The sequence below is a fragment of the Pseudarthrobacter ribosi genome, assembly GCF_055412865.1.
Map to the genome: position 1 here is coordinate 301,540 of NZ_JBVAYZ010000002.1, position 22,842 is coordinate 324,381.

27 protein-coding genes are annotated in these 22,842 nt (G+C 67.4%); 11 read left to right on the top strand and 16 right to left on the bottom strand.

The window, feature by feature from the left end:
* Positions 1-174: 174 nt before the first annotated feature.
* The 5 genes from ACZYZ5_RS03280 to ACZYZ5_RS03300 form a co-directional block, all read right to left on the bottom strand.
* Complete coding sequence (locus tag ACZYZ5_RS03280) at positions 175-696, bottom strand: MarR family winged helix-turn-helix transcriptional regulator (protein ID WP_463899125.1); 522 nt, start codon at positions 694-696, stop codon at positions 175-177.
* A 78-nt stretch (positions 697-774) separates the two neighbouring features.
* Positions 775-1,767, bottom strand: coding sequence for an o-succinylbenzoate synthase (locus ACZYZ5_RS03285; RefSeq protein WP_463899127.1), 993 nt, complete (start codon positions 1,765-1,767; stop codon positions 775-777).
* A 3-nt stretch (positions 1,768-1,770) separates the two neighbouring features.
* The gene (locus ACZYZ5_RS03290) at positions 1,771-1,926 is read right to left on the bottom strand and encodes a hypothetical protein (RefSeq protein WP_463899129.1); all 156 of its coding nucleotides are present in this window, start codon (positions 1,924-1,926) and stop codon (positions 1,771-1,773) included.
* Between the two features lie 3 nt (positions 1,927-1,929).
* The gene (locus tag ACZYZ5_RS03295) at positions 1,930-2,736 is read right to left on the bottom strand and encodes a class E sortase (protein WP_463899131.1); all 807 of its coding nucleotides are present in this window, start codon (positions 2,734-2,736) and stop codon (positions 1,930-1,932) included.
* A 14-nt stretch (positions 2,737-2,750) separates the two neighbouring features.
* Positions 2,751-3,185, bottom strand: coding sequence for a DUF6993 domain-containing protein (locus ACZYZ5_RS03300; RefSeq protein ID WP_463899237.1), 435 nt, complete (start codon positions 3,183-3,185; stop codon positions 2,751-2,753).
* 236 nt (positions 3,186-3,421) lie between these two features.
* On the opposite strand from ACZYZ5_RS03300, the gene ACZYZ5_RS03305 reads away from it, so the two are divergent.
* Both ACZYZ5_RS03305 and ACZYZ5_RS03310 read left to right on the top strand, forming a co-directional pair.
* A complete protein-coding gene (locus tag ACZYZ5_RS03305) occupies positions 3,422-3,607 on the top strand; it encodes an aminopeptidase P family N-terminal domain-containing protein (RefSeq protein ID WP_463899133.1) in 186 nt (61 codons plus the stop codon).
* A gap of 135 nt (positions 3,608-3,742) precedes the next feature.
* Complete coding sequence (locus tag ACZYZ5_RS03310; RefSeq protein ID WP_463899135.1) at positions 3,743-4,507, top strand: M24 family metallopeptidase; 765 nt, start codon at positions 3,743-3,745, stop codon at positions 4,505-4,507.
* Positions 4,508-4,607: 100 nt separating this feature from the next.
* Here the strand turns inward: ACZYZ5_RS03310 and ACZYZ5_RS03315 are convergent, their stop codons facing one another.
* Both ACZYZ5_RS03315 and ACZYZ5_RS03320 read right to left on the bottom strand, forming a co-directional pair.
* On the bottom strand, positions 4,608-4,967 hold the full coding sequence (locus tag ACZYZ5_RS03315; protein WP_463899137.1) for an iron chaperone: 360 nt from the start codon (positions 4,965-4,967) through the stop codon (positions 4,608-4,610).
* A gap of 184 nt (positions 4,968-5,151) precedes the next feature.
* Entirely contained in the window at positions 5,152-6,504 is a 1,353-nt protein-coding gene (locus ACZYZ5_RS03320; protein ID WP_463899139.1) for a glycoside hydrolase family 32 protein, read from the bottom strand.
* A gap of 74 nt (positions 6,505-6,578) precedes the next feature.
* Here ACZYZ5_RS03320 and ACZYZ5_RS03325 point away from each other — a divergent pair, with 74 nt between their 5' ends.
* Complete coding sequence (locus ACZYZ5_RS03325; protein WP_463899141.1) at positions 6,579-7,526, top strand: phosphatase PAP2 family protein; 948 nt, start codon at positions 6,579-6,581, stop codon at positions 7,524-7,526.
* Positions 7,527-7,639: 113 nt separating this feature from the next.
* Here the strand turns inward: ACZYZ5_RS03325 and ACZYZ5_RS03330 are convergent, their stop codons facing one another.
* Positions 7,640-8,173, bottom strand: a complete 534-nt coding sequence (locus ACZYZ5_RS03330; protein ID WP_463899143.1) for a hypothetical protein — start codon at positions 8,171-8,173, stop codon at positions 7,640-7,642.
* Between the two features lie 325 nt (positions 8,174-8,498).
* Between ACZYZ5_RS03330 and ACZYZ5_RS03335 the strand changes: the two genes are divergently transcribed.
* Positions 8,499-9,737: an aminotransferase class I/II-fold pyridoxal phosphate-dependent enzyme gene (locus ACZYZ5_RS03335; RefSeq protein ID WP_463899145.1), complete on the top strand. Its 1,239-nt coding sequence runs from the start codon at positions 8,499-8,501 to the stop codon at positions 9,735-9,737.
* 173 nt (positions 9,738-9,910) lie between these two features.
* On the opposite strand, the gene ACZYZ5_RS03340 is transcribed toward ACZYZ5_RS03335, so the two are convergent.
* On the bottom strand, positions 9,911-10,447 hold the full coding sequence (locus tag ACZYZ5_RS03340) for a cupin domain-containing protein (protein WP_463899147.1): 537 nt from the start codon (positions 10,445-10,447) through the stop codon (positions 9,911-9,913).
* A gap of 102 nt (positions 10,448-10,549) precedes the next feature.
* Between ACZYZ5_RS03340 and ACZYZ5_RS03345 the strand changes: the two genes are divergently transcribed.
* From ACZYZ5_RS03345 to ACZYZ5_RS03365, 5 genes are all read left to right on the top strand, one after another.
* A complete protein-coding gene (locus tag ACZYZ5_RS03345) occupies positions 10,550-11,740 on the top strand; it encodes a glycoside hydrolase family 26 protein (RefSeq protein ID WP_463899149.1) in 1,191 nt (396 codons plus the stop codon).
* An 89-nt stretch (positions 11,741-11,829) separates the two neighbouring features.
* Positions 11,830-12,180 (top strand): PadR family transcriptional regulator, encoded by a 351-nt coding sequence (locus ACZYZ5_RS03350; protein ID WP_463899151.1) that lies wholly within the window; start codon positions 11,830-11,832, stop codon positions 12,178-12,180.
* A gap of 2 nt (positions 12,181-12,182) precedes the next feature.
* The gene (locus tag ACZYZ5_RS03355) at positions 12,183-12,551 is read left to right on the top strand and encodes a DUF1048 domain-containing protein (protein WP_463899153.1); all 369 of its coding nucleotides are present in this window, start codon (positions 12,183-12,185) and stop codon (positions 12,549-12,551) included.
* 8 nt (positions 12,552-12,559) lie between these two features.
* Positions 12,560-13,393 carry an ABC transporter ATP-binding protein gene (locus ACZYZ5_RS03360; RefSeq protein WP_463899155.1) on the top strand — a complete coding sequence of 278 codons (834 nt, stop codon included), beginning with the start codon at positions 12,560-12,562 and terminating at the stop codon, positions 13,391-13,393.
* Positions 13,390-14,154 (top strand): ABC transporter permease, encoded by a 765-nt coding sequence (locus ACZYZ5_RS03365; RefSeq protein ID WP_463899157.1) that lies wholly within the window; start codon positions 13,390-13,392, stop codon positions 14,152-14,154. Before ACZYZ5_RS03360 ends, ACZYZ5_RS03365 begins: the two co-directional genes overlap by 4 nt.
* A gap of 30 nt (positions 14,155-14,184) precedes the next feature.
* On the opposite strand, the gene ACZYZ5_RS03370 is transcribed toward ACZYZ5_RS03365, so the two are convergent.
* Both ACZYZ5_RS03370 and ACZYZ5_RS03375 read right to left on the bottom strand, forming a co-directional pair.
* The gene (locus ACZYZ5_RS03370) at positions 14,185-15,399 is read right to left on the bottom strand and encodes an MFS transporter (RefSeq protein ID WP_463899159.1); all 1,215 of its coding nucleotides are present in this window, start codon (positions 15,397-15,399) and stop codon (positions 14,185-14,187) included.
* Between the two features lie 473 nt (positions 15,400-15,872).
* Entirely contained in the window at positions 15,873-16,607 is a 735-nt protein-coding gene (locus ACZYZ5_RS03375; RefSeq protein ID WP_463899160.1) for a GAF and ANTAR domain-containing protein, read from the bottom strand.
* Positions 16,608-16,721: 114 nt separating this feature from the next.
* On the opposite strand from ACZYZ5_RS03375, the gene ACZYZ5_RS03380 reads away from it, so the two are divergent.
* Positions 16,722-17,018 (top strand): PqqD family protein, encoded by a 297-nt coding sequence (locus ACZYZ5_RS03380; RefSeq protein ID WP_463899162.1) that lies wholly within the window; start codon positions 16,722-16,724, stop codon positions 17,016-17,018.
* On the top strand, positions 17,018-17,914 hold the full coding sequence (locus ACZYZ5_RS03385; RefSeq protein WP_463899164.1) for a nucleotidyltransferase family protein: 897 nt from the start codon (positions 17,018-17,020) through the stop codon (positions 17,912-17,914). The genes ACZYZ5_RS03380 and ACZYZ5_RS03385 overlap by 1 nt, the downstream gene beginning before the upstream one ends.
* An 11-nt stretch (positions 17,915-17,925) precedes the next feature.
* Here ACZYZ5_RS03385 and ACZYZ5_RS03390 read toward each other — a convergent pair whose 3' ends face one another.
* From ACZYZ5_RS03390 to ACZYZ5_RS03410, 5 genes are all read right to left on the bottom strand, one after another.
* Positions 17,926-19,125: a MinD/ParA family ATP-binding protein gene (locus ACZYZ5_RS03390; protein ID WP_463899239.1), complete on the bottom strand. Its 1,200-nt coding sequence runs from the start codon at positions 19,123-19,125 to the stop codon at positions 17,926-17,928.
* A gap of 241 nt (positions 19,126-19,366) precedes the next feature.
* Positions 19,367-20,329: a LysM peptidoglycan-binding domain-containing protein gene (locus tag ACZYZ5_RS03395; protein ID WP_463899166.1), complete on the bottom strand. Its 963-nt coding sequence runs from the start codon at positions 20,327-20,329 to the stop codon at positions 19,367-19,369.
* 665 nt (positions 20,330-20,994) lie between these two features.
* Positions 20,995-21,810, bottom strand: a complete 816-nt coding sequence (locus tag ACZYZ5_RS03400) for an MBL fold metallo-hydrolase (RefSeq protein ID WP_463899168.1) — start codon at positions 21,808-21,810, stop codon at positions 20,995-20,997.
* 208 nt (positions 21,811-22,018) lie between these two features.
* Entirely contained in the window at positions 22,019-22,705 is a 687-nt protein-coding gene (locus ACZYZ5_RS03405; RefSeq protein WP_463899241.1) for a sialate O-acetylesterase, read from the bottom strand.
* Positions 22,686-22,814, bottom strand: coding sequence for a hypothetical protein (locus ACZYZ5_RS03410; protein ID WP_463899249.1), 129 nt, complete (start codon positions 22,812-22,814; stop codon positions 22,686-22,688). The genes ACZYZ5_RS03405 and ACZYZ5_RS03410 overlap by 20 nt, the downstream gene beginning before the upstream one ends.
* Between the last annotated feature and the right edge of the window lie 28 nt (positions 22,815-22,842).

Consider the following 22,842-nt stretch of genomic DNA (forward strand, 5'->3'; position numbering starts at 1 on the left):
CCACCGTTCCAGCCGCGGCCTACGCGGAGCCGTCTCTCACATGAAGTCCGGGTGAACTCCGGGCGTCGCCCCGCAACCCGCCGGACCTGAGAGAGCGTCGCCCCGCAACCCGCCGGACCTGAGAGAGCGTCGCCCCGCAACCCGCCGGACCTGAGAGAGCGTCCGGGGGAAGAGTTAGTTCTCTTCCGGGGCGCTGGCGGCGGCCATCAGCCGCTGGCCGATGCCCTCGAGGAATTCGGCGATGTCGATGATGTTCTCCTCGGAGGAGGCCTGGAGCAGGGCCCCGGCGGCCGCGGCGAAGTGGTCGTTGGCCCACTGCATCGCCTCGGTCCCCTCCGGGCTCAGGTGCAGCAGCACGCTGCGCCGGTCCGTGGGGTTGGGCTTGCGCACCATAAAGCCCTTGGCCTCCAGGCGGTCCACCATGGCGGTGACCGAGCCGGTGGTGATGTTCAGCGTCTTGCCCAGGTCCTTGGGGGTGAGGCCGTCCACCTCGCCCACAAACGCCATCGCGTTGATGTCGATCGTGCCGATTCCCAGCTTCTCGGACAGCCGGATGCGGAGCGCGTAGGTCCCCGTGTCCACGCGCCGCAGGCCCTGGACAATGCGGAGCAGCCCGGCCTGGTGGGTCGCGTTCTGGCCCTCCGCAGGCTTGGCCTTTGCCAGCTCGTCAATTTGCTGGGGTACCGGGGTGGTCATGACGAATCTTCCGTTCTAAAGCTATTTCCGGCGGCAACATCGCCGCGTCCGCATCTACTTTACTCGCAACCCCGGACGTCACCGGCCGGTGGACAGCACCGCGTGGACCCGGCGCAGGCGCTCCAGCCACCACTCCCGGCGCTCCGGCGCGGCCGCATGTTCCGCCAGCAGCCCCGGATCAGCGGTCACGTCGCGGACCCGGATGGCGCCGTCGTCGGGCACCAGCGAGTCCCGGGTGACGTCGGCGGCGAGCAGCGACACGGTCCCCAGCCCGCAGGCGTAGGGCAGTTCCGGCAGCGCGGCGGCGAGCGCCAGTCCGGCGCGGATCCCCACGGAGGTGTCCAGCGCGGAGCTGACGACGGCGGGGAGCCCGGCCTGCGTCACGATGTCCAGGGCGCGCCGCACTCCCCCGAGCGGTGCCACCTTCACGACGATCAGGTCCGCGGCGCCGGCACGGGCCACCTTGAGCGGGTCGTCCTCCTTGCGCACGCTTTCGTCTGCGGCGATCAGTACCGGGACACCGGCGGCGCGCAGCCGGCGGCGTACCTCGGCGAGGCCGGCGATGTCCGGCACCGGCTGTTCGGCGTATTCGAGCCCGACGGCGGCCAGCCGGGTCAGTGCCGCGACGGCGGTCGGGACGTCCCAGCCGCCGTTCGCGTCCACCCGGATCGCGGCGTCCGGGAGCGCAGCGCGGACCGCGGCGACCCGGGCGGCGTCGTCCTCGAGGCTCTGCCCTGGCTCGGCGACCTTGATTTTGACGGCGTCCACCCGGCCGAAGCGGGCCAGGATCTCCGGGACCCGGTCCGCGGCGACGGCGGGGACCGTGGCGTTGACCGGAATCACGCCACGGAGCGGCGCCGGGAAGCCCTGCCAGCCGGCCTCGATCGCGGCGGCGAGCCAGCGGGAAGCTTCCGGGTCGCCGTACTCCGGGAAAGGGCAGAACTCGCCCCAGCCCAGCGGGCCGTCCAGCAGCAGGGCCTCGCGCTGGAGGATGCCGCGGAACTTCACGCGCATCGGCAGGCTCACCACGTGCGCGCCGGCGAGGAGCTCCTCCAGTTCGGGGACCTGCACCGGTCAGCCCACCGTCGCGTCGGTCAGGTTGGTGAGGTCGGCCAGCCAGGGGAAGACAAACTCGACCAGCAGGAACAGCGCCCCCGCAAGGAGAGCGGCTGAGAGCAGGATCCGCAGCCAGAGAGGCCCGGGAAGGTGCTGAAAAAGCCAAAGGTACATGGTCTAGCCTTTCCCCTGCAGTGCGGCGAGCTGTTGGGCGATCGGTGCCGGGGCCCCGGCGGCGAGCGGCTGCCAGGATTCGAAGACCGAGTAGGCGATGATGCGCTCCTCGGACCCAAAAAGCGGATTGCAGCTGGTCAGGGTCAGGAGCCGCTGCTCCGGCACCGCCCCGGGTTGGGTCGGCACCGGCAGGATCACGTCGGTCCGGTCCGGCAGGACGATCTCCTGGTTCCGGAAGACGTAGGTGTAGAAGCCGTCGGCGGTCTGGACGTAGATTTTGTCCCCGGGCACGAGGGTGTGGATGTTGTCGAGGACCGCGCCGTGGGTCTGGCGGTGGCCGGCCATGACGAAGTTCCCGACGGCGCCGGGCATCGCCGTGCCCGCGTAGCGGCCCAGGCCCAGGGTGTCGATGACGTCGCTGCTGGTGCCCTCGATGATCGGGCGGCTGTAGTCGGCTCCGAAGCGGGGAATGTAGATGACCCCGATGGCCGCCCCGTGGGCCGGCGCCGTGCCGACCGGCGTGTCCGCGGGGTCCGCAGGGGCCGCCGGGACGGGGGCGGAGGAATCGGCGGCGGACGCATCAGGAATGGGCGCCTGGTGCTCCTGGACGAACTGCTTCACGGCAGCCCCCTGGGCGGCGTCCGCTTCAACGTTGGTCCACCACAGCTGCCAGGCGACGAAGAGGCAGGCGATCACGCCGAGGGTGATCAGCAGTTCGCCGACCACCTGGACAGCCATCAGCGAGCGCCCGCGGCGGGGGCGGCGGGTTTCCCGCGCGTCGGCGGCGCGGCGGTTCAGTACGTTCGACATGCCACTCCTGTTAATTACCGCTGGACGCTGCCAATGAAGCATCGCCCGTTCGGAAGAACCGGCAAGACTGACGTTGCCACAGTTCCGGACCGGAGCTGCGCCATGACACATTCGTTCTCGCCCAGCACTCCGACCTCGACGGCGTCCGCGGCCAGTCCGGTGGGGGTGCGGGACGCGGAGACCTCGACGGCGGCCGGGGCGAACCCCGCCGCGGACAGGCTCTCGCGGACCTGCGCCGTGCTGGGTTGGGGTGCGGAAGCCACCAGCGCCTGGAGCGCCGCCGCGACCGCAGTGGAAACGGCGGACGGAGCGGCCGGGGCCGCCCCGGTCACCTCCGGGGAGGCGACCTCCGTTGCCGGCCCGCCCGCTGCCGGCGAGCTGTCGGTCGAGCCGGTTGCAGCAGCCGGGCTGAGGGTAACCGTGGGTGCGGGCGCCGAACACGCCGCCATCCCGATCACCAACGGCAGCACCAGAGCAACCAGCCCCGCGTAACGGCGGCCGCGTGAGCTGCGGAGCGGGGCGGGGGCAGGGGAAGTCACCGGATCATCCTTTCATACCGGGGCCCGCGTCCCGCCGCCTGTGACGTGCTCACACTCCACTCAAGGGAGGTGCCCCGCGGGGGAATACGACCCATCCATCATGGTCCCAGCAGCACCCGGAGCCGGACCCGTCGAGCATTTCCCAGATGAGGCACGCACCGCGAGCAGCCCAGGATGCCGGGCTCGACGGCATCCTGGTCACTCCCGGACCGGACCTGCTGTACCTCACCGGGTATGCTCCCGTGGCCATCACTGAACGCATCACCATGCTCGTGATCCCCGTCGACGCGGAGCCCGCCATGATCGTTCCGAGGCTCGAGAGGCTCGAGTAGCCCGACGCGGAAGCGGCCGCCGGCGCTTCGGTTCTGCGGATCACCGACTGGACCGACGGGAGCGACCCCTACACGGAATCTGCGGCGCTGATGGCCGGCACCGGACGTTATGCCGTCTCTGACTCGGCTTGGGCCATGCACCTCCTCGGCCTGCAGGATCGACTGCCCAAGGCGTCCTACGTCTCGATGACGACCGCCCTGCCGATGCTTCGGGCGATCAAGGATGACAACGAGATCGAGCGGCTGGCGGCGGCCGGCGCGGCCGCGGACCAGGCGTACGAGGAGATCGTCACCGTGCGGTTCGCTGGGCGCAGCGAGACCGACGTCGGCTCTGATCTCGCCGACCTGCTTCGCCAGTTCGGTCATTCGCAGGTGGACTTCACCGTCGTCGGTTCGGGTCCGAATGGAGCCAACCCTCACCACGAGATCGGCCCGCGGATCATCGAGGACGGAGACATGGTGGTGCTCGACTTCGGCGGCCTCAAGCACGGCTACGGATCAGACACGTCGCGGACCGTGCACGTCGGCGAACCCACCGCCGAGGAGCGCGAGGTTCACGACGTCGCCAGGCACGCACAGCAGGCCGGGTTCGAGGCCGTGCGGCCAGGCGTCGAATGCCAGGAGATCGATCGCGTGTCCCGGGCGGTGATCACTGAAGCCGGCTACGGCGACTACTTCATTCACCGCGTCGGGCACGGAATCGGACTGACGACTCACGAGCCGCCCTACATGGTCGAGGGCGAAACCCAGATCCTCCACCCCGGCATGTGCTTCTCGATCGAACCCGGAATCTACCTGCCGGGCAGGTTCGGCGTACGGATCGAGGACATTGTGACGGTTGTTCCCGACGGCGGACGGCGACTCAATCAGACCTCGCACGAGATGAGAATCGTCCACTAGAGCTATTTGTCACCTCGCAGCCCGCAAGGGGATGGTCGTATGGGACGAGTCACTCATCCAAGCCGGCGGCGGAACGGTGCGGTGCGCCGAGGCGACTGACTCAAACCCTGTCTGAAGGCAACTGCTGTAGCCGCCACGCGATTATCTCGCGGATGAGCTCGGTCGGGAGCGGGGCATCATGGCGCAGCTGGATAGCGTGCTCGGTGGTTCCATATGCGGCCAGCTCTGTCGAGAAATGCGCGATCGCGTCTGAAGTCGGATAGAACCCGATGTGACGCTTTGTTCCGGTGAAGAAGAACAGCGGCTCGGTGCCGAGTTTGAAGGTCGGCATACGCCAACTGATCGATTCCACCGCTTGATCGGGCACGGCCGACCGGATCAGTTCGTACACGGTCAGCAGCCGATGCCGTACATCACCGTCGTACCGGTCGATGTACTCGATGATCGAACCCGCTGTCATGGTGGTCTGCCTTTTCGCCGACGTCCGGTAGGGCGACAGTCGCATCTTGAGCGATGGTGCACGCCCGATGATATTACAGCTGCAGGACCCCCAGACAGCTGCCCGTTTGCGCACGTCGGCGCGGGGAACAGAAAGCGTCGTCCGAGGTCGGCGAAGAGGTCCTTAAAGCACATAAGGCCGTTCTCTAGAGGGACATGTCCGGCCGCTCCGGGTGCCGGAGTTCCCAGACGTCCGCCGCGGCGCCGTGCGGCAGCTCGAGCTGCCACTGCTCGCCCGGGCCCGGGTAGGCGCGCAGGGTGGTCGGCACCGAGCCGTGGCGGTAGACCTCCACGATCGAGGCGTCGAGGAAGATCCGCAGCTCATCGCCCCCGGCCACGGTGTCGGCGAACACGGTCCGCCGCTGCCCCGCGGCGACGAGGACCAGCCGGAGTGTGCCCTCTCCCCCGGCCACCCGGATCTCGGACTGCGGCGGAACAGCGAACGTGCCCGCGGCGCCGTGGCGCAGCCGATAGCCGCGGTAGGCGCGGAGTTCGGGGGCGGGCTCGACGGCGAGGACTCCGCCGTGCACGGACAGCTGGCGCGGGAACGTCAGGATCCCGGCCCAGCCGGCGTCGTCAATCTCCGCCTGGCTGCGCCCGGGACGGCCCTCGCTGTCCTCCGCCTCACCGGACCAGGCCCAGAGCAGCGCCCGGTCCGGCAGCGCGAGGAGCTGCGGGGCGTAGAACTCCCGCCCCAGGTCGGCTTTCCCGCCCGACGCCGGGGTGAACACCGGCAGCCCGCTGACATTCGCCGCCAGCGCGCCCAGGAGGTAGCCGACGCCGTTGGCGTGGTCGTGCTCGTCCGACCCGAGCCAGAGCGAGGCCATCAGCACCCAGGTCTCGGCGCCGGAGGAGTCCGGGACCTGGACCAGCTGCGGGCACTCCCAGATCTCCGCGGGCAGGTGCCGGGCCGCGAGCGGGTCCTCCGCGCTGAACCAGATCCCCTCGTACCGCCAGCGGCGGAGGTCCTCGACGCTGTACAGCAGCACCGCGGCGTGGCCGGAGGCGAGCCCGGCGCCCTGCAGGGCGAAACGGCGGCCCTGGAAAGTGAACAGGAACGGGTCGCGCACGGCGGTGACCTGCGGGTCCGGGGGGACCTCCGCGGCGACGTGCCCGTCCTGGGTCCAGGTGCGCAGGGCCGCGTCGGCCCCGGCCAGGACCACGCGGGAGTGGCCGCCCACCGTATCGACGCCGGAATACACGGCGGTGGGGACGCCGCCGTCGTCGGCCACCACCCCGGACCAGCAGCCCAGCGCGTCCGGCCCGCCGGACTGGGGCCGGAGCGCCACCGGTTCCTCGACCCAGTGGACCAGGTCGGGGGAACTCAGGTGCCCCCAGCAGATGCCCTCGTGCCGCGCGGAGTCCGGGTTGTGCTGGAAGAACACGTGGTAGCGGCCGTCCGCGTGGCTCAGGCCGTTGGGATCGTTGATCCAGCCTTGCGCGGGCCGCGGATGGAAGCGGGGGAAGGCTGGGTCCGGATGATGCGCCGCGGTGTCCATGGCCAAAACACTACCCGCGCCGGCCGCGGGGCGCCCCCAGAAAGTTCGCAGGCTTCTGTGGGAACCTGAGATCGATGATTTTTCGGCAGGAACACCCCACCATGCAGCCGGCTCCGGAGTACCCGCAGCCGCCGGCCCGCGCGCCCGAAGGCCGCCAGGGCCGGGGCACCGGATTCCTGTTCCTGCTCGCCACCCTGGTCAGCATGGCGGCGCTGGTCGGGACGTACTACTTCTTCGTCCGCACCACCACGGGCCAGTTCATCGACGAATCGGCCCTCGTGGAGGCGGTCGAAATCCACGGCACCGCCGGCAAGGCCGCGAACAAGCTCCTCGACTCGCTGCCCGCGCTGTCGCTGCTGATCTCCGCGGTGGTGGTCCTGATCGTCACCGTGCTGAAGCGGCGCTGGACCGCGGCGGGGATCGCGGTGGCGGCCTGCGTGGGCGCCAACATCGCCACCCAGATCCTGAAGAACATCGTCCCCGACCGGCCCTACCGCGGGATCGAGACCCTGGAGCTGAACTCGCTGCCCTCCGGCCACACCACCCTGGCGGCGTCGGCCGCGGCGGCGGTGTTCCTGATGGTCTCCCCGCGCTGGCGCCCGCTCGCCGGTTTCCTGGGCGGCAGCTTCGCCGTCGCCACCGGGGTGTCCACGTTGATCAACCAGTGGCACCGGCCCGCCGACGTCGTCGCGGCCTTCCTCGTTGTGGCCGTGTTTATGCTCCCGGCGGGCTGGCTGATCATCCGCAAGGGCCCGCGCTGGAACGTCTGGGAGGGCTACGGCCGGCACTGGGCCTCCTCCCGGCTGTGGCTGGCGCTGCCGCTGCTGGCGGGGCTCGCCGCGGCCGCCGTGGCCGCCTTTTCGCTGCTCAGCGTCGCCGCCGGCACGGGCCTGGCGGGCAGCAGCACGCACTACTTCTGGGCCGGGACCGCGCTGATCGTCATCGCGGGCTACCTCGCCACGGTCGCCGGGGTGTGGCTGTTCGGGCATGCCGCACGACGGCGGGGCGAACCCCGCCGCTGACCGGTGACCGGGGGCAGGGGCCCGTGTGACGAGCACCGAGACCTCGCAAGACGCCAAGCCTGAAACGGCCCCGCACGCCAACGCATGCGGGGCGGTTCTCTGTTCAGTTTGGATTAGCGGGTTGGCTTTGCGAGTTCCGCGCAGATGTCTCTTTGCGTACCGGATGTACTCGTGACTGTTGAAACACCCTTGGCATCGTTGCTGAACGTGACGCGCCCGGTGTAAAGGATGGTGGAGGGTCCAGGGTTGTCCGTTGGGAAAAGAACAAACAAGTTCTTCCCCGTCAGTTGGAAATCGGCTGTTCCGTTCGGGTAGCTCTTAATCTTCGTGACTGATCCGTTGGTGGGAAACGTCACTGATTTTTTCGTTTCGGCGTTGGTGACTGTCAGGACAGTGCCGTGTCCGCCAATAATGGTGTATTCCACACCGTTCTTATCCCGGAATAACCTCACCGCCTGGTTTCCACCAGTGCCCGAAATTGTTATCCCGAAGCCGTCGCAGCCAGGGTATACCGGCGGTTCCTCCGCGGCGAAGGCTGATTGCGGTGCTGCGAGTGCGAGGGCAGCAAACAGGGCTGCGGCCGGGGCGAACCGGCGGGACGTCTTTCCTAACATGAGCTTCTCCTCCATTTTTACGTCGAAACGCATCACCCATCCGGGCGGAGACCATGCGCAGCAAACAGTCACGGGCGAACCCTGACGGCGGCACTTCTGCCGTCCCACGTAGGGCCGGTTTTGGGATGCACCGGCGCACTCGCCCGACCGTACTAAGCCCCCTTAGTTTCCGCCCGAGTAGTCGCTACTCGTATGTCACCACACGGTTACCCGCCCCGGAAAGGACCACCGCCGCCGGCGGCGCGAACCCGTTTACATCCGGCCCGCCGCGGGCCAGAATTAGTCCCGCCCAGCCACTGGCTCAGGAGCTCGCTGGGCCCAGCCGTCCATACGTCCAGCCACGTCTCGAGGGACTGTCATGAGCACTGATTCTCCGGTTCCGCAGAGTGTTTCACCAGGCGTGTCACGGCGCGCCGCCACCCTCGCGTCCGTCCCGTCGCAGCAGCGGATCAACACCTTCCTCCGCGACTCCGTCTACGCTCGGCGCCAGCACGTGCCGGGGATCTGCGACCTGGCCCTGGGCAACCCGCACCAGATGCCGCAGGCCGCCTACGTCGAGGCCCTGGCGGACGCGCTGACGCCCCGGAATGAGCGGTGGTTTGCCTACAAGACCAACGAGCCGGAGGCGCAGGCCGCGGCGGCGGCGTCCCTGCAGCGGCTGCTGGGGATGCCCTTCGAACCGGCGGACATCCACCTCACCACCGGCGGCTTCACCGCGATTCCGCTGGCGCTGAAGGCCGTCGCGGACCCCGGCGACGAGGTCATCTTCACCCTGCCGCCCTGGTTCTTCTACGAGCCGCTGGTGCTCGAGGCCGGGCTGGTGCCGGTCAAGATCCGCTGCGACGCCGAGACGTTCGACGTCGACCTGGCGGCTTTGGGGGCGGCCATCACGCCGCGGACCCGGGTGGTGATCGTCAACACGCCCAACAACCCGACCGGCCGGATCTACCCGCCCGCGCTGCTGAAGGACCTGGCGGCCATGCTGGAGGGGGCCTCGCGCAGCAACGGGCGGCGGGTCTATCTGCTCTCGGACGAGCCGTACAACCGGATCGTCTACGACGGCGCCCGGTTCCACAGCCCCGCCGAGTACTATCCGTACACGCTCCTGGCCTACTCGTACGGCAAGACCCATCTGGCGCCCGGGCAGCGGATCGGCTATCTGGCGTTGCCGCCGACCATGCCGGACCGCGGCCCGCTGCGGGAGGCGATCACCGCCCTGCAGATGGCGCTGGGCTGGATCTACCCCAACGCCCTGCTGCAGTATGCGCTGCCGCGGCTGGACGAGTTCTCGATCGACGTCGGGCAGTTGCAGCGCAAACGCGACCTGATGGTGGAGGCGCTGACCGGACTGGGGTACCAGGTCACGCGGCCGGAGGGGGCGTTCTACCTGTTCGTCCGCACTCCGGCCGACGACGACGAGCAGTTCACCGCCGCCCTCGCGGACCAGGACGTGTTCGTGCTGCCGGGCACCCTCTTCGAGACCCCGGGGTATTTCCGGATCTCCCTCACCGCTTCGGAGGACATGATCCAGCGCGCCCTGCCGGTCTTCGCCGCGGCGATCCAGCGTTCGGGCGGGGCCCTGAATCCGCCCACGTGACTCGCAGCAGGATCCGTTCCGGGCGGGCGATCTCAGGGGGTGCGTGCAACGTTTGGTTGTTGTCTTGGCCGCCTGTTGGAGCAGGGGCCGCGATTTTGCGGCCAGGAAGAGGCTTCTCGATTACGGAGAGCGGGAGCCATTGTCCAGTTACTCACCTGGAAATGGGCGATTCATCATGCGCCCTGTCCAGGTGGGGGCGCACCCATCTCCAATGGAGAGGTCAAATCGAAGCGGTCGATCAGTTGCGGGATGGACTCGAAGTCCATCTGAAGGCCGTACCTGGCATTAGCTTCGGCCATCGCTTCAAGGTCTGGTGGGGCTCCTTCTGGAAAGAAGGGCCCGATCTCCTCAAAGTACTTTTCGAATCCTGCCGGAGAAATAATCTCCAGCATTCGTGCCTGTTCATTGCCGGCGTTCCAAAAGGTGTGCCATTGATCCCGGGGCTTTAGTACCAGCTCCCCCGGGCCGGCGTAAAACACCTCATCCCCGAGAAGGAAGCCAACCCGACCCTTGGTGATGATCGTGTATTCGTCCTCGCGGCTGTGCATATGGAGGGGCGCGCCCAGTTCGCGCACGGCCAGCAAGTGCTCGACAATGGACAACCTTGCCCCAGTTGTCGCTGCGTCCAGAAGGGTTCGGGCGGTGAAGGCATCGCCGAACCGAATGAGGGTGCCGACCCCATCGCCGACCGGTCCGAATTTCGTACTCATGGCGCGACGATACGCCCGCGCATTTTCGTAAGCAATGGCTGGTGCGCGGCTTGCAGGCGTGGCCGGCCCGGATCCCGGGGCGCCGGCTTGTACATTTGTTCGATGAATTCCCGACGCCTTTGGTCCAGCGCCGCTGCGGCCATAAGCATTGTAGTACTCACCTCCTGCGGCCAAGGCCTCGCGAAGTCGCCGCAGCAGGCCGTGTCAGCAGCCGAGTGCAAGCCCCTGGCAGGTACCGAGCTGGCTCCGACGTCGGGCATTCTGTCCGGCGTCAACCTGGACTGGGAGCACGAGACGCTCGACCAGTTCAGCGCGGGCCTGGGGCGCAGGCCGGCGGTGACCGTCAGCTTTGCGCCGTTCCCGCTGGGCGAAGCCGACCAGGCCAATCTGCTGGCCGCGTACCAGCAGGTCCGGACCAACGGCGGAATGCTGCTCCTGACGCTGGAACCCCGGACGGGGCTTGGGGCCGTGACGCAGGCGGTCACCGATGACCTGGCCCTGACCCTGGATGCATTCAACAAGGCCGGCGTGCCCGTCATCGTCAGGTTCGCCCACGAGATGAACGGCTCCTGGTACGAATGGGGCCAGCAGCCGGCCGAGTACCGGGCCGCGTTCCGGCGTGTGGCGGAGTCGCTGCACCGGCGGGCACCGGGGAGCGCCACGATGTGGGCGCCGAACTACGGCGGAGGCTACCCCTTCGCCGGCGGCCAGCACCAGGCCGCCCCGGGAACAGCGGCCTTCCGGGAACTGGACTCCGACCAGGACGGGGCGCTGACCGGGAACGACGACCCGTACGCCCCCTACTATCCGGGCGACGACGCCGTGGACTGGGTGGGAATGTCGCTCTACCACTGGGGCAGCACGTACCCCTGGGGCGCCAATGTGGTGCCCGAACCCGGGAAGTTCCTGCAGCAGCTCTCCGGTTCCTACAACGGGGCCGGCGGCAACGATCTCGCCGTTCCGGATTTCTATGCGGACTACGGCAAGCGCCGGAACAAGCCCGTGGCCATCCCGGAAACAGCGGCGCTGTTCGTCCCGGGCCAGGCGGGAGCCGCTGAACTCGACCTCAAGCAGGCCTGGTGGCGCCAGCTCTTCGACCCCAGCATCCCGGAAGATTACCCCCAGCTGAAAATGATCAACTGGTTCGAGTGGAACAAAAACGAGGTCGAGGTCAAAGCGGTGGTGGACTGGCGCTCCGCGGGGACGCCGTCCGTCGCCGGCGCCTACACGGCCGAGCTGCCCGAGTGGTTCCGGTTCGCCGAACAGCCCCCGGCCTGCACCCCCGCGCCCTGACCATCACACCTGCCTCTTGCAGAGTCGCTAATCAGTGTTACTATCTAGTGGTAGTCAGCATCACTGAGTAGCGTATTAGGGAGGGTTCCATGGGCAAGCAGATGACCGAAATGCTCAAGGGCACGCTCGAGGGCATCATCCTCGCCATCCTGGCCGCGCAGCCGGCCTACGGCTACGAGATCACAGCGCGGCTGCGCGAGCAGGGCTTCTCCGACATCGTCGAGGGTACCGTCTACGCGCTGCTGGTCAGGATCGAACAGCGCGGCCTCGTGGACGTGGTGAAGGTCCCCTCCGAGAAGGGGCCGCCGCGCAAGGTCTATTCGCTGAACGCACTGGGCGGCGAGTACCTCGAGGAGTTCTGGAGATCCTGGAGCTTCCTCGAAGAACGGATCGAACAGCTCCGCCACCACATCGAGCCACCGCAGGAAAAAGGAGACTAAACATGGCCGCAAAGTGGATCGAGGCCCTCACCGGGTCGCTCGAGCAGAAGAAACAGTACAGGCAGTACGTGGCCCGCATCGAGGCCCTCCCCGAACCGTACAAAAGTGCCGCGAAGGCGTTCCAGCGGTACTTCATGTACTACGGAGCGGTCTCCGACGGTGACACGCTCATCACGATGTTCGGCGACTTCGCCGACCTCTGGGAGCGCGCCGCCGCCGACGGCACGCCGGTGCGGGCGATCGTCGGCGACGATCCGGTCGAGTTCGCCGAGACATTCGCTCAGGCCTACTCCGGCAAACAGTGGATCGACAAGGAGCGCGAGCGCCTCATGAAGGCGATCGACGCCGCCGCCGGCGACACCGGAAAATAGGCGGACGCATGACCACAGACCAGGCCTTCGAACCCGCCATCCGGGTGCAGGGCATCGAGAAGTCCTTCAAGGACCTGCACGTGCTGCGGGGCGTCGACTTTGCTGTGCGGGCGGGGAGCATCTTCGCGCTGCTCGGCTCCAACGGTGCGGGCAAGACCACGCTGGTGCGGATCCTCTCGACGCTGCTGAAGGCTGACGCGGGCACCGCCACGGTCCACGGCTTCGACGTCGCCGCGAAGCCCGGCAAAGTGCGCGAGTCGATCAGCCTGACCGGACAGTTCGCCGCCGTCGACGACGTGTTCACCGGTCGGGAGAACCTCGTGCTGGTCGCCAAGTTGCGCCACCTGAAGAACCCGGGCGCGATCGCCGATGGCCTGCTCACCCGCTTCTCACTCACCGCAGCAGGGAACCGCAAGGCCTCGACCTACTCGGGCGGCATGCGACGCCGGCTAGACATCGCCATGAGCCTGATCGGGAACCCGCCGATCATCTTCCTCGACGAACCCACTTCCGGGCTCGACCCCCAGGCGCGCCTCGAGGTGTGGCAGACGGTCAAGCAACTGGCCGGTCAGGGCACGACGGTGCTGCTCACCACGCAGCACCTCGACGAGGCCGAACAGCTCGCCGACCGCATCGCGATCCTGCACAGGGGCACGATCATCCAGAACGGGACCCTGGCCGAACTCAAGCAACTGCTCCCGCCCGCCACGGTCGAATACGTCGAGAAGCAGCCCTCCCTCGAGGACGTCTTCCTCGCCCTGGTCAGCGACACCGCCGGGACCGGCACCGCCGGGGACGGACACGACGTCGGCACGGTACCGGCACGAAAGGAACCCCGATGACCACCCACGTCCTCGGCGACACCCGCGTCCTGACCGGCCGCTCGCTGCGCCACATCCTCCGCAGCCCGGACACGATCATGACCACCGCGGTCACCCCGGTCGCGCTGATGCTGCTGTTCGTGTACGTGTTCGGCGGCGCGATCAACACCGGATCCGACGAGTCATACGTCAACTACATGCTCCCCGGCATCCTGCTGATCACGATCGCGTCCGGCGTCGCGTACACCGCGTACCGGCTGTTCCTCGACATGCAGGGCGGCATCTTCGAACGCTTCCAGTCGATGCCGATCGCGAGGTCGAGCGTGCTCTGGGCGCACGTGCTCACCTCCCTGGCCGCGAACCTGGTCTCGGTGGCGATCGTCATCGGCGTCGGGCTGATCATGGGGTTCCGCACCGGGGCATCCGTGGCCGGCTGGCTCGCCGTCGTCGGCATCCTGATCCTGTTTACCCTCGCACTGACCTGGATCGCCGTCATCGCCGGACTTTCGGCGAAGACCGTCGACGGCGCCAGCGCGTTCAGCTACCCGCTGATCTTCCTGCCGTTCATCAGCTCGGCGTTCGTGCCCACCGACTCAATGCCAGCCCCGGTCGCCTGGTTCGCCGAGAACCAGCCCGTGACCTCCATCGTGGACACCATCCGGGCCCTGCTCGCCCAGGAACCGGTCGGCAGTGACATCTGGATCGCTCTGGCCTGGCTCGTCGGCATTCTCGTTGTCGCCTACGCCTTCGCGATCGCCGCCTACCGCCGCAGGATCAGCTGAGGCCGGGCGCTGCACGTCTGCCGGGACCCCTCAGTAGTTGCGCCGGTGCTTCAGCCGAGGGATGGTGATGGCGAAGACCGTGGCGGCCGCGAAGCCAAGCACGCCGGTGGCGGCCACCCCGGCCCCCAGCGAGGCCACGGCGGTCACGCCGGAGAGCAGCACCGGTCCGCCGGTGGCCCCGGCGTCGGCCATGAACCGCCAGATGCCCAGGAACTGGCCGCGGCCGTTGTCGGGTGAGAAGTCGGCGCCCAGTGTCATGTTCAGGCCCGAGCTGATGCCGTTGCCGAAGCCGATCAGCAGCGCCCCGAGCAGCAGCCCCACGAAGCCGGTGCTGAGCGGGATCAGCAGCAGGGCCGTGCCCATGATCAGGGTCGAGGGGATGGCCACCCACAGCCTGCCCTTGCGGTCCATCAGCTTCCCGGCCGGGTAGAACACCAGCATGTCGATGGCGCCGGAGAGCCCGTAGATCAGCGAGGCCTGCGTGGCGTCCATCCCGAGGTGCTCGGCCCAGAGCGGGATCACCACCTGTCGGGACGCGCGCAGCGCACTGAGCAGCAGCACCCCCACGCCCACACTCAGGAACACCCCGGCGTGGGAGACGGCGACGCTGCGCAGCGTCGCCTGCGGGACCGGGACGCCGTCGCCCGGTGCGGGTTTGGCGACGAGGTCCGGGATGGTCACAGACAGGGCCGCGGCCGCCGCCATGGCGACGACGCCCACCCAGTAGGCGCCGGTGATGCCGGCGAACTGCATCACGGCGGCACCGATGAACGGGCCGATGAAGATGCCGATCCGGTTGACCCCGCCCAGTGTGGACAGCGCCCGGGCCCGGAGGATCACCGGCACCGCCTCGGTCAGGTACTTCTGCCGGGCCAGGCTGAACACGCTCGCGGCCATGCCGACGACGAGCATCGCGGCGGCGAGCAGCCAGAGCCCTCCGGGCAGCAGCGGCGCCAGGGCCGCAGCGGCCAGGGCGACGGCGCTGGCCGCCGCGGCCCCGACCATGGCCCAGCGTTCGCCGAACTTCAGCGTGATGAGCGAGGCGGGCAGGTTGAAGAACCAGGAGCCGAGGCCGATCAGAGTGACCACCAGCGCGGCGACGGCCACAGAGGCGCCGAGGCCGCGGGCGGACAGGGCCACCACGGGCAGGATGGCGCCCTCGCCGAGGCTGAACAGCAGCGCCGGGCCGAATGCGGGGACGGCGATGCTGCGGAGGCTGAAGGGCGCGGTCTGGGTGGTGGTCATCCCCTTCATCCTAAGGCGGGCGGGGCGCCTGGCCATCTGGCCGCTAAGCCGGTCTCAAAGTGTGCGCGGGCCTCCCCGCCGTTGAAGTTCCGGAGGACCGTCTCAGTGGTCAGCGAAAAACTCGGGTCCTCCGGCTCCCTGGAGCTGGAGGACCCGAGCTGTAGGACCTAAAACTGACGGGTTAGAGCGAGGTAAACAACCGCGAGCGTTACGGCAGCTAGGACAGCCAGCCCAGAAAGCTGCGCCAGCCGCAAAGTCCGTCGCTGTGAGGAACGCAGCTCCTTACGCGAATACAGGTCGTTGCTACTACTCATCTGTTCTCCTCAACTCAGCGTCACAGCCGTCCGGGGCTGCGCGGGCATCTCACCCACCCGACCAAGCCTGCGCGATCGGGAACAAGCTGCAACAGGGTGGAGAGTACTTGTGTTCGCATCACCGACTACCTGCTTCGCTTCGAGGACCAGCCGGTGCTCTCAGGTCTCGAAGTGCGTGCGGACATCCCCACCGGTGAGGTTCCGGAGGACCTCGGCGGCGACGTCGCGGAGCTTCTGGTTACGGTTGCTGGAGACCTTGGTGAGGATGCCCATGGCTTCCTCTTGGGAGCAGCGGTTCTGCGCCATCACCACGCCGCAGGCCAGATCGATCGAGGTGCGGTGTTCCATGGCGGCCTGGAGGTCCTCGGCCCGGGACTGCGCGGTCCCGATCCGGACTGCCAGGCGGAGGGATCGTCCGGCAAGGTCGGCGAAACCGGCGGCCTCGGCAATGACGTCCTCGGTGAAGATCCCGGTGGCCGAGCCGAAGAAGTTCAGCGCCGCGGCCGCATCCTTGCCGATTTCCAGGGGCACTCCCAGCGTGCTGCGGACGCCCTGGTCGGCGAGCTTCTGCTGGTAGACCGGCCAGCGCGGATCGGTGTCGACGTCGGCCAGCAGCACGACCGATTTGGTCCGCAGCGCCTCGATGCACGGGCCCTCGCCCAGGCTTTGCTCGATGCGGTCCAGGACGACGGCCCGCGGGCTGCTCCCCGCCACGGTCATGGTCTTCCGCCGGCGCTGCAGCGTCACACCGCATTCGATCTCGGCGCCGGCGGCGTTACTGAGCGTGGCCGCCGAGAATTCCGCGAGCTGGCCGAGGAAGTCCTCGACGTTCTCGGTGTCCATCAGGAGGTCCTGCAGGTGCAGGGCGGCTTCGTCCCCAGCGTTGTTGGTCATGCCTAAATCTAAGTCGGTCCCCGGCGCGAAACAACTTGCCTGCCGCGCGGTAGCATAAGCCTTGCGAAGGCCCCGCGTGATGCGCTAGGGCTCCCTAGTGTCGGTGGAGGTCTCATGACGGAACGGGTGTGGCGGGTCAGTGCCGACGTCGCCTGTGTCCAGAGTCCCGACGGCGCCCGCGTCGCGGTGCTGCACTTGGAGCAGGACGTGCCCGTCATCCTGGTGGGAACGGCCGCGTCCGTCTGGAACGCGCTTGACGGAACCCGGACCGAGGCAGAGCTAGTTGAGGAGCTTTCCCGCGAATATGGTGCCGATGCATCCGCCATCCACTGGGATGTGATGGCCTTGATCCACGAATTGAACCGCGGCGGAATGATCACTCAGTCCCCCAGCGACGTGGCTGCCGGCTGATGGGCACGGCAGAGCCTCTGCACCAGGATGAAGCCGTCCTCTTGGCCACGGCCCTCGTGGATTACGTGGCAGCATCGGCCGGTATCCCAGTGTTGTTCATCAAAGGTCCCGGGGCCACCATGATGGGGCTGCGACAAAATCACATCTCTGCGGACGTAGATGTTCTGGTCCGTCCGGAACACCTGGCGAGGATGGTTGAGCTCCTTGACTCCAGAGGCTGGCTCGAAAGGCCGTCCGGCGTGTCAGTCGTCCGCGAGTACTTGCACTCCCGGACGCTGTATCACCCGCAGTGGAACTGCGATATCGACGTGCATGACAGGTTTCCCGGGATGGAGGCGGTAGCAGAAAAGGCATTCGACACGCTTTGGCGCGACAGGCATTACCTGGTCATGGCGACTCGGAGCGTGCCCGTCCCTTCCGTCCCCGCAGCCCTAATCTTCCAGGCGCTGCATAGCCTCCGGGCCATGGAGGAGCCCCGCCATCAACGCGAGTATTCGGAGCTGCTCCAGCGGGTGGATGCCACCATTTATCAGGACATCGTCGATCTCAGCGTCGAGTTGCAGGCGACGGCGGCGCTGAAACCGCTGCTGGACGAACTGGGCATAGAAGAACTGGCGGTCCCGCAGGGAAGTGTCAGCGAGGAGTGGCGCCACCGGACTTCCGTACAGGGCACGGGGACAGCGTACCTGGTCGAGCTCATAGAAAGTCCCTGGCGAGCCAAACCGCGGGTGCTCGCGCGCGCGATATTCCCCTCGCGGCAGAGCTTACGGCACGACAACCTTTACCTTGACGAGACCGTGACCGGGATAATCCGGACCCACGTTTCGCGCTGGGGCCGCGGACTCGCTGGCCTTCCAGCAGCAGCCCAGAAGATCAGGGAATCACGCCGAGGGTAGTCGTCTTCCGGCTACACGTATCCGTCCACGATGGCTGCCGCAATCTCCCGGTAGGCACGCCGGGTTTCAGGCCGGAGCACGTCCAGGGTGACCAGATCGCCGTCGGCTACGCCGCGGTCGTGCGGCACGGCGATCAATTGGCGGCAGATGCCGGAGAGGTGGTCCTCGATCGCGTCCTTGTCGACCCGGGAGGAGACCTCGTCCTTGTCGGTGATGACCACGATGGCGTTGCGCGCCAGTTCCTCGTAGCCGTGGCCGGCCAGCCACTGCAGAGTGCTGCGGGCGCGCTTGGCGCCGCTGACGGCGTAGCCCGCGGCGATGATGAGGTTGTCCGCGGACTGCAGGATGCCGCTCATGGCGTTGTGCGTGACGCCGGTGCCGCAGTCGGTGAGGGCCACCGAGTAGTAGCCGGAGATGAGCTTGCGGATCCGCAAGTATTCCTCGGCCGTCAGCGAGTCCGACACCTCGGGATCCTGTTCACCGGCAATCAGGTGCAGCCGGCCGGCGTGGTGCATGTACCTGGCCAGAGCGGTGAGCGAATCGATGGACTCGATGTTCTGGAGCAGGTCCGTGATGGTGCGCGGGCTCTGCTGCTGGTAGATGCCCTCGCCGAGGGCGCGCTCCACCAGGTCACCGGAATCGGGGTTCGCGTCGATCGCACACGGCGGGTCGCCGCGGAACTCGGCCAGGGTCAGCCCGACGCCGACAGTCGTGGAGGTCTTGCCGATGCCGCCTTTGAGGCTCAGGACGGCGGTGTTGTAGCTGCCCTGGAGCTGGCGGGAGATGCGCCGGGCGAGGTCGTCCTCCTCGCGCTGGCGGGCGCTCGGGCCAAGGTTCAGGCTGCCGCCGGTCACCTTATAGAGGGCGCCGCGGAAACCGCCAACGGGGCGGGGCTTCTGCTCGCGGACAAAGAGCCCGGGCGAGCTGATGAAATCCGGAGCGGGGGCGGCGAGGGCTGCTGCGCGGCTGCCAGCCCGGCTGGATCGGACCGGCATCGGCGGGACGGAGGGCGATGTCCCGGGGGCGACGGGCAGGTCCGCGCGCACAGGACCGGGAGCCGCAGGGATTGAGTCAATGGGAGGACGGGTATCAGCAGGGGCACGCGTCGGGGCCTGCGGGGCATCCGCCGCAGCTGCGGCTTCTGCCCAGGAGGTGCTGCGGACCGTCCGCGCAGGTTCGCTGGCGACTTCATTGGGCGTGATGATTGGCATGGTTCCTGTCCAGGCGTCGGACTCGTCGCCGCGGCGGCGGGCGCGCCGGCGACGGAGTTCCGGTTGCTCTACGTCTTCGTCGTCCTTGGCTGTGTTGTTGGCCACCGGTTCGGGCATTGTTGTCCCCCCTGGGACTCACAGCGCAGACCGCTGTGGTGCTCGTTTGAATTGGTCCAACAGCAATTCTAGATGCAGACGCTAGAGCAGGAGGACCAGCGGGCACCCACGCCCGCGCGTCCGCCTAGTTCAAGGCGATCAGCAGCATCTTGTTCGTGCCCGGAATGCAGGTCTGCAGGACAGCCCGGGGGAAGCCGCCGAACACGGCACGGACGTCATTCGTACTCCCGCCCTGGAAGACCTGTCCGCGGGCCGTTGCCTTGTAGGTGCCGTAGCCGGAGAGGATCACGGTTTCGCCGATGCCGATCCCCGAGAACCGCGCCCATCCTCCGCAAAAGTCGTGTTCGGTGATGAACAGCGAGTAGGCATCCGTTGGCGTGAAGTGGATGGGGCCGATGCACCTGTCCACCATGGCCTGACCGCCCGAGCCCGCCACGAAAATCGTGCGCGCAGCCTGTGCCGCCGGAGCAGGCCTCGCCGGGAAAGCCTTCGCCGGCGGAGCGGGAGCCACCGGTGCAGCCGCAACCGGGGGACCTGAGAGCTTCAGGGTCTGGCCGGGCAAGATCGTGCTGTACACGCCCAGCCCGTTGGCTGCCAGCACGTCGTAGACATTCAGGCCGAAGCGAGTTGCGATGGCGCCGACGGTGTCCCCAGCAACCACCACGTACAGGTTGCTGTCGGGGACGCCGCCGACCGGCTTCTCCGGTGGAGGCTCAGCCACCGCGGCCTCGGCGGCCGGCGCTTCAGGCGCGGGCACCGGAGCAGGAGCCGCCTCGAGCGCAGCAGGGGGTGGATCTTCAGCGGCCGGGCCCGGGATATTCGCAGGAACGGGCAGGGCGGTGGCTGACGGCGCAGCCGGGTCCGGCGGATCAGTGGCCGGAATCGCTGCCACCTCCGCGGGCGACACCGCGGCTTCCGTAAGGCTCTCGCCGGCCACGGGTGCCGTTGCACGGAAAGGCGGCTGAAGCGCCAGGACGGTAGCCAAGGCCCAGGCAGACAGGATGACCGCCACGGCAATCAGCAGCGCAGGGATCGTTCGTGGGAACCGGTTGTTCCTCTGAAGCTCGTGCTTGGGAGCCATCTGCATCAGCCCGACCTATGAATAGGCGGTTCACCAGGGGCCTAATTTTGGTCCTTTCAAGACCTCAAGGCGGCTGCACACTCTGCGGGGACGCGGTGGCAGGACTCCTGATCCGGCTGAGCCCGGGTAGGTACGCGATGGTCCCGAGACTACTAATCAGGAAGCCATCTCACACGCGTAGTTGTTGCCTGCATTTTTCAACCCCACCACTCGGACCTCGCCAGGCCCTGCCGCAGCGGGCTTCGGTCAGCGGGGTGTCAGCGCCAGAACCACGACGGCGACAGTAACTACGGCGAGGATGGTCAGGCCCACGTAAGCCCACCATTTCGGCCGCTTGCGGTGGGGGTTGATATCGATGTACGGCAAGGCTAGGGAACCTGTCGTTGAAGAGCGGACGCTTGCCGCCTGCGTTTCAAGCAAAGGACCGCGTAGGGAACGGTGGCGATAAGCACAAGGCTTCCCAGCAGAATGCACAGGGCGAAGACATAGCCGGGCAGTGTCACAGGTGAGACCTCCTGAGAGCAGCGTCATCGTTGACGCGCGCCTTGGGATCCCCATCCCCCGGGCGAGCTGAGCGCTAGCGGGATTGGACCCTAGGTTGCGGGTCCCCCACGAGGTTACTCACGGGCTACCGGCGTTGTCCACGCGGCGCGCCGGTAGCTCTCCGCGGCTCAGTTGTGTGCGCGGGCGTCCTGCAGGCGCTTAATGAACCAGCGGGACTGTTCCGGCCCATAAGGCAGGATCGGGATGGCCTTAGTGGCGTCGTCAGGGGTCTCCCTGGTCGCCTGGGTGGCCTGCCGCACTGCCGTGGTCATGGTGTTGGCCATGGTCTTGACGAACTGGTCGCTGCAGGGCTCACCGTGTCCGGGGATCAGGAATTCGTACCGGTGGCGGAGGGCCGACACGTGCCGGAGGACGTCTGCCCATTCTTCGGGGTAGGAATCCTCAAAGGACGGGTGGGAGCCTTGCTCCACCAGGTCGCCGGCGAACAGCGTGGTGGCCGTCCCGACCAGGAGGTCGCCGTCGGTGTGCCCGCGGCCGAGGTAAAAGAGTGTGACGCTCTGGCCACCGAGATCCACCAGCACGGGCTGGTCCTTCACGATGGCGTTGGGGACCACAATTTCCACGTGGTCACCCTCGCCTTCGGCCATTTCCGGCTCATCGGCCCCGATGAGGCGGCGCTGAGTGTCGCCGTTCTCGTCGATCTCGGCCGCGCAGTTCTCGTGCGCCCAGAACTCGGTAACGCCGGCGTCGGCGAACACCGCGTTGCCGAAGAAGTGGTCGCAGTGGGCGTGCGTGTTGACGACGACGAGCGGCAACGGGGTCTTTTCCCGCACGGCATTGAGGATCTGCCGCCCCTGCCTGGGACCGCCGCCGGTGTCGATCACTAGGGCGCGTTCGGAGCCTACAACCAGGCCGGTGTTGAGCAGGGAACCTTGGGTGGTCAGGACGTAGTTGTCTTGTCCTACCTCGAGCCATCGTGACATTGAGAATCTCCGTATTCCGGCTTTTTCCGGCGTCGCTGGTGCGGTGTTCTGCCATCGATTGTACCCACCTGGGCTGGCTGAGGGCTGGAAGCGAGCACCATGCGGGAGCTCATTACTTCCAGCGCGGTGCTCGCCTCAATCTGACGTTCCACGAGCACATCGTCCTAAGTGTCTCGAACAGCAGCCGCCAATGCCAAGGCGTCGCGCCTCAAGGCCGTTCAATATCGACTAGCCGGCAATGCTCTGCGAAATACCGCCGACCAAGCTCGCGCTGACCCGCTGCATTGAAGTGGATTTTCTCAGTTTCAGAGTTATACATTCCCACTGGGGCTTCCACGAACGACACGGCCGGCAGCCGGCTCGGCGTGTCACGGTGGGCGGCATCAATGATCCTGTAACCGGGGACATCTTCGGCCGCTTCTGTCATCCGGTCAGGGCTCATTTGCCCCAGGATGAACGGAACGACACCGAACCGCTCCCGCAGCCCGCCAATGAGGGCGTCGAGTTTCCCGGCGTAATTTTCGGGCTCGTGCCTAGCATCGTTCTCGCCCTGGTGCCAGAGGACACCCATCAGTCTGTTGTCCGGGTGCATCGCCAGGGCGGCGGCGAGTTGCTCTATGGCGAAGCAGTAAAGGTTGAACGCACCGCTGGCATCGTAGCGGTCCCAAGTGAAACCGTCATCTGGATGGAACCCCGACGAACCACGGGCCACCGGCACGAGAAGCACGGGTCTGCCTGTTGCTTCGACGTACAGCTTCGAGAACGTCAACCCGAAACCAACCCCGGACGCCCTCTGCTGGTGCAGCAGTGGATCGGAGGCGGAAACGATGCGGCATGAGCTGGGCCCGCAACCCGCAAACTGGTGAACCCGACGATTAGGGGATTCCCCCCGCACCCATGCCGGCGCCCTGCGCGTTCGATTGGCCGGCAACCAGAAAGACGTCATAACCTGACGCACTGGCCTTCACGTACTTGCCGACCTTGAGCCTATCGAAAATCCACATGGGGTAAGTGTCGGGCCGGGCAGTGCCC

What these genes read in the sequence shown, in the direction of transcription:
- ACZYZ5_RS03280 (WP_463899125.1), bottom strand. Translation starts at nt 696, where the DNA reads ATGACCACCCCGGTACCCCAGCAAATTGACGAGCTGGCAAAGGCCAAG.
- ACZYZ5_RS03290 (WP_463899129.1), bottom strand. Translation starts at nt 1,926, where the DNA reads ATGTACCTTTGGCTTTTTCAGCACCTTCCCGGGCCTCTCTGGCTGCGG.
- ACZYZ5_RS03295 (WP_463899131.1), bottom strand. Translation starts at nt 2,736, where the DNA reads ATGTCGAACGTACTGAACCGCCGCGCCGCCGACGCGCGGGAAACCCGC.
- ACZYZ5_RS03300 (WP_463899237.1), bottom strand. Translation starts at nt 3,185, where the DNA reads ATGGCGGCGTGTTCGGCGCCCGCACCCACGGTTACCCTCAGCCCGGCT.
- ACZYZ5_RS03305 (WP_463899133.1), top strand. Translation starts at nt 3,422, where the DNA reads ATGAGGCACGCACCGCGAGCAGCCCAGGATGCCGGGCTCGACGGCATC.
- ACZYZ5_RS03310 (WP_463899135.1), top strand. Translation starts at nt 3,743, where the DNA reads ATGCACCTCCTCGGCCTGCAGGATCGACTGCCCAAGGCGTCCTACGTC.
- ACZYZ5_RS03315 (WP_463899137.1), bottom strand. Translation starts at nt 4,967, where the DNA reads ATGACAGCGGGTTCGATCATCGAGTACATCGACCGGTACGACGGTGAT.
- ACZYZ5_RS03320 (WP_463899139.1), bottom strand. Translation starts at nt 6,504, where the DNA reads ATGGACACCGCGGCGCATCATCCGGACCCAGCCTTCCCCCGCTTCCAT.
- ACZYZ5_RS03325 (WP_463899141.1), top strand. Translation starts at nt 6,579, where the DNA reads ATGATTTTTCGGCAGGAACACCCCACCATGCAGCCGGCTCCGGAGTAC.
- ACZYZ5_RS03330 (WP_463899143.1), bottom strand. Translation starts at nt 8,173, where the DNA reads ATGCGTTTCGACGTAAAAATGGAGGAGAAGCTCATGTTAGGAAAGACG.
- ACZYZ5_RS03335 (WP_463899145.1), top strand. Translation starts at nt 8,499, where the DNA reads ATGAGCACTGATTCTCCGGTTCCGCAGAGTGTTTCACCAGGCGTGTCA.
- ACZYZ5_RS03340 (WP_463899147.1), bottom strand. Translation starts at nt 10,447, where the DNA reads ATGAGTACGAAATTCGGACCGGTCGGCGATGGGGTCGGCACCCTCATT.
- ACZYZ5_RS03345 (WP_463899149.1), top strand. Translation starts at nt 10,550, where the DNA reads ATGAATTCCCGACGCCTTTGGTCCAGCGCCGCTGCGGCCATAAGCATT.
- ACZYZ5_RS03350 (WP_463899151.1), top strand. Translation starts at nt 11,830, where the DNA reads ATGGGCAAGCAGATGACCGAAATGCTCAAGGGCACGCTCGAGGGCATC.
- ACZYZ5_RS03355 (WP_463899153.1), top strand. Translation starts at nt 12,183, where the DNA reads ATGGCCGCAAAGTGGATCGAGGCCCTCACCGGGTCGCTCGAGCAGAAG.
- ACZYZ5_RS03360 (WP_463899155.1), top strand. Translation starts at nt 12,560, where the DNA reads ATGACCACAGACCAGGCCTTCGAACCCGCCATCCGGGTGCAGGGCATC.
- ACZYZ5_RS03365 (WP_463899157.1), top strand. Translation starts at nt 13,390, where the DNA reads ATGACCACCCACGTCCTCGGCGACACCCGCGTCCTGACCGGCCGCTCG.
- ACZYZ5_RS03370 (WP_463899159.1), bottom strand. Translation starts at nt 15,399, where the DNA reads ATGACCACCACCCAGACCGCGCCCTTCAGCCTCCGCAGCATCGCCGTC.
- ACZYZ5_RS03375 (WP_463899160.1), bottom strand. Translation starts at nt 16,607, where the DNA reads ATGACCAACAACGCTGGGGACGAAGCCGCCCTGCACCTGCAGGACCTC.
- ACZYZ5_RS03380 (WP_463899162.1), top strand. Translation starts at nt 16,722, where the DNA reads ATGACGGAACGGGTGTGGCGGGTCAGTGCCGACGTCGCCTGTGTCCAG.
- ACZYZ5_RS03385 (WP_463899164.1), top strand. Translation starts at nt 17,018, where the DNA reads ATGGGCACGGCAGAGCCTCTGCACCAGGATGAAGCCGTCCTCTTGGCC.
- ACZYZ5_RS03390 (WP_463899239.1), bottom strand. Translation starts at nt 19,125, where the DNA reads ATGCCAATCATCACGCCCAATGAAGTCGCCAGCGAACCTGCGCGGACG.
- ACZYZ5_RS03395 (WP_463899166.1), bottom strand. Translation starts at nt 20,329, where the DNA reads ATGCAGATGGCTCCCAAGCACGAGCTTCAGAGGAACAACCGGTTCCCA.
- ACZYZ5_RS03400 (WP_463899168.1), bottom strand. Translation starts at nt 21,810, where the DNA reads ATGTCACGATGGCTCGAGGTAGGACAAGACAACTACGTCCTGACCACC.
- ACZYZ5_RS03410 (WP_463899249.1), bottom strand. Translation starts at nt 22,814, where the DNA reads ATGTGGATTTTCGATAGGCTCAAGGTCGGCAAGTACGTGAAGGCCAGT.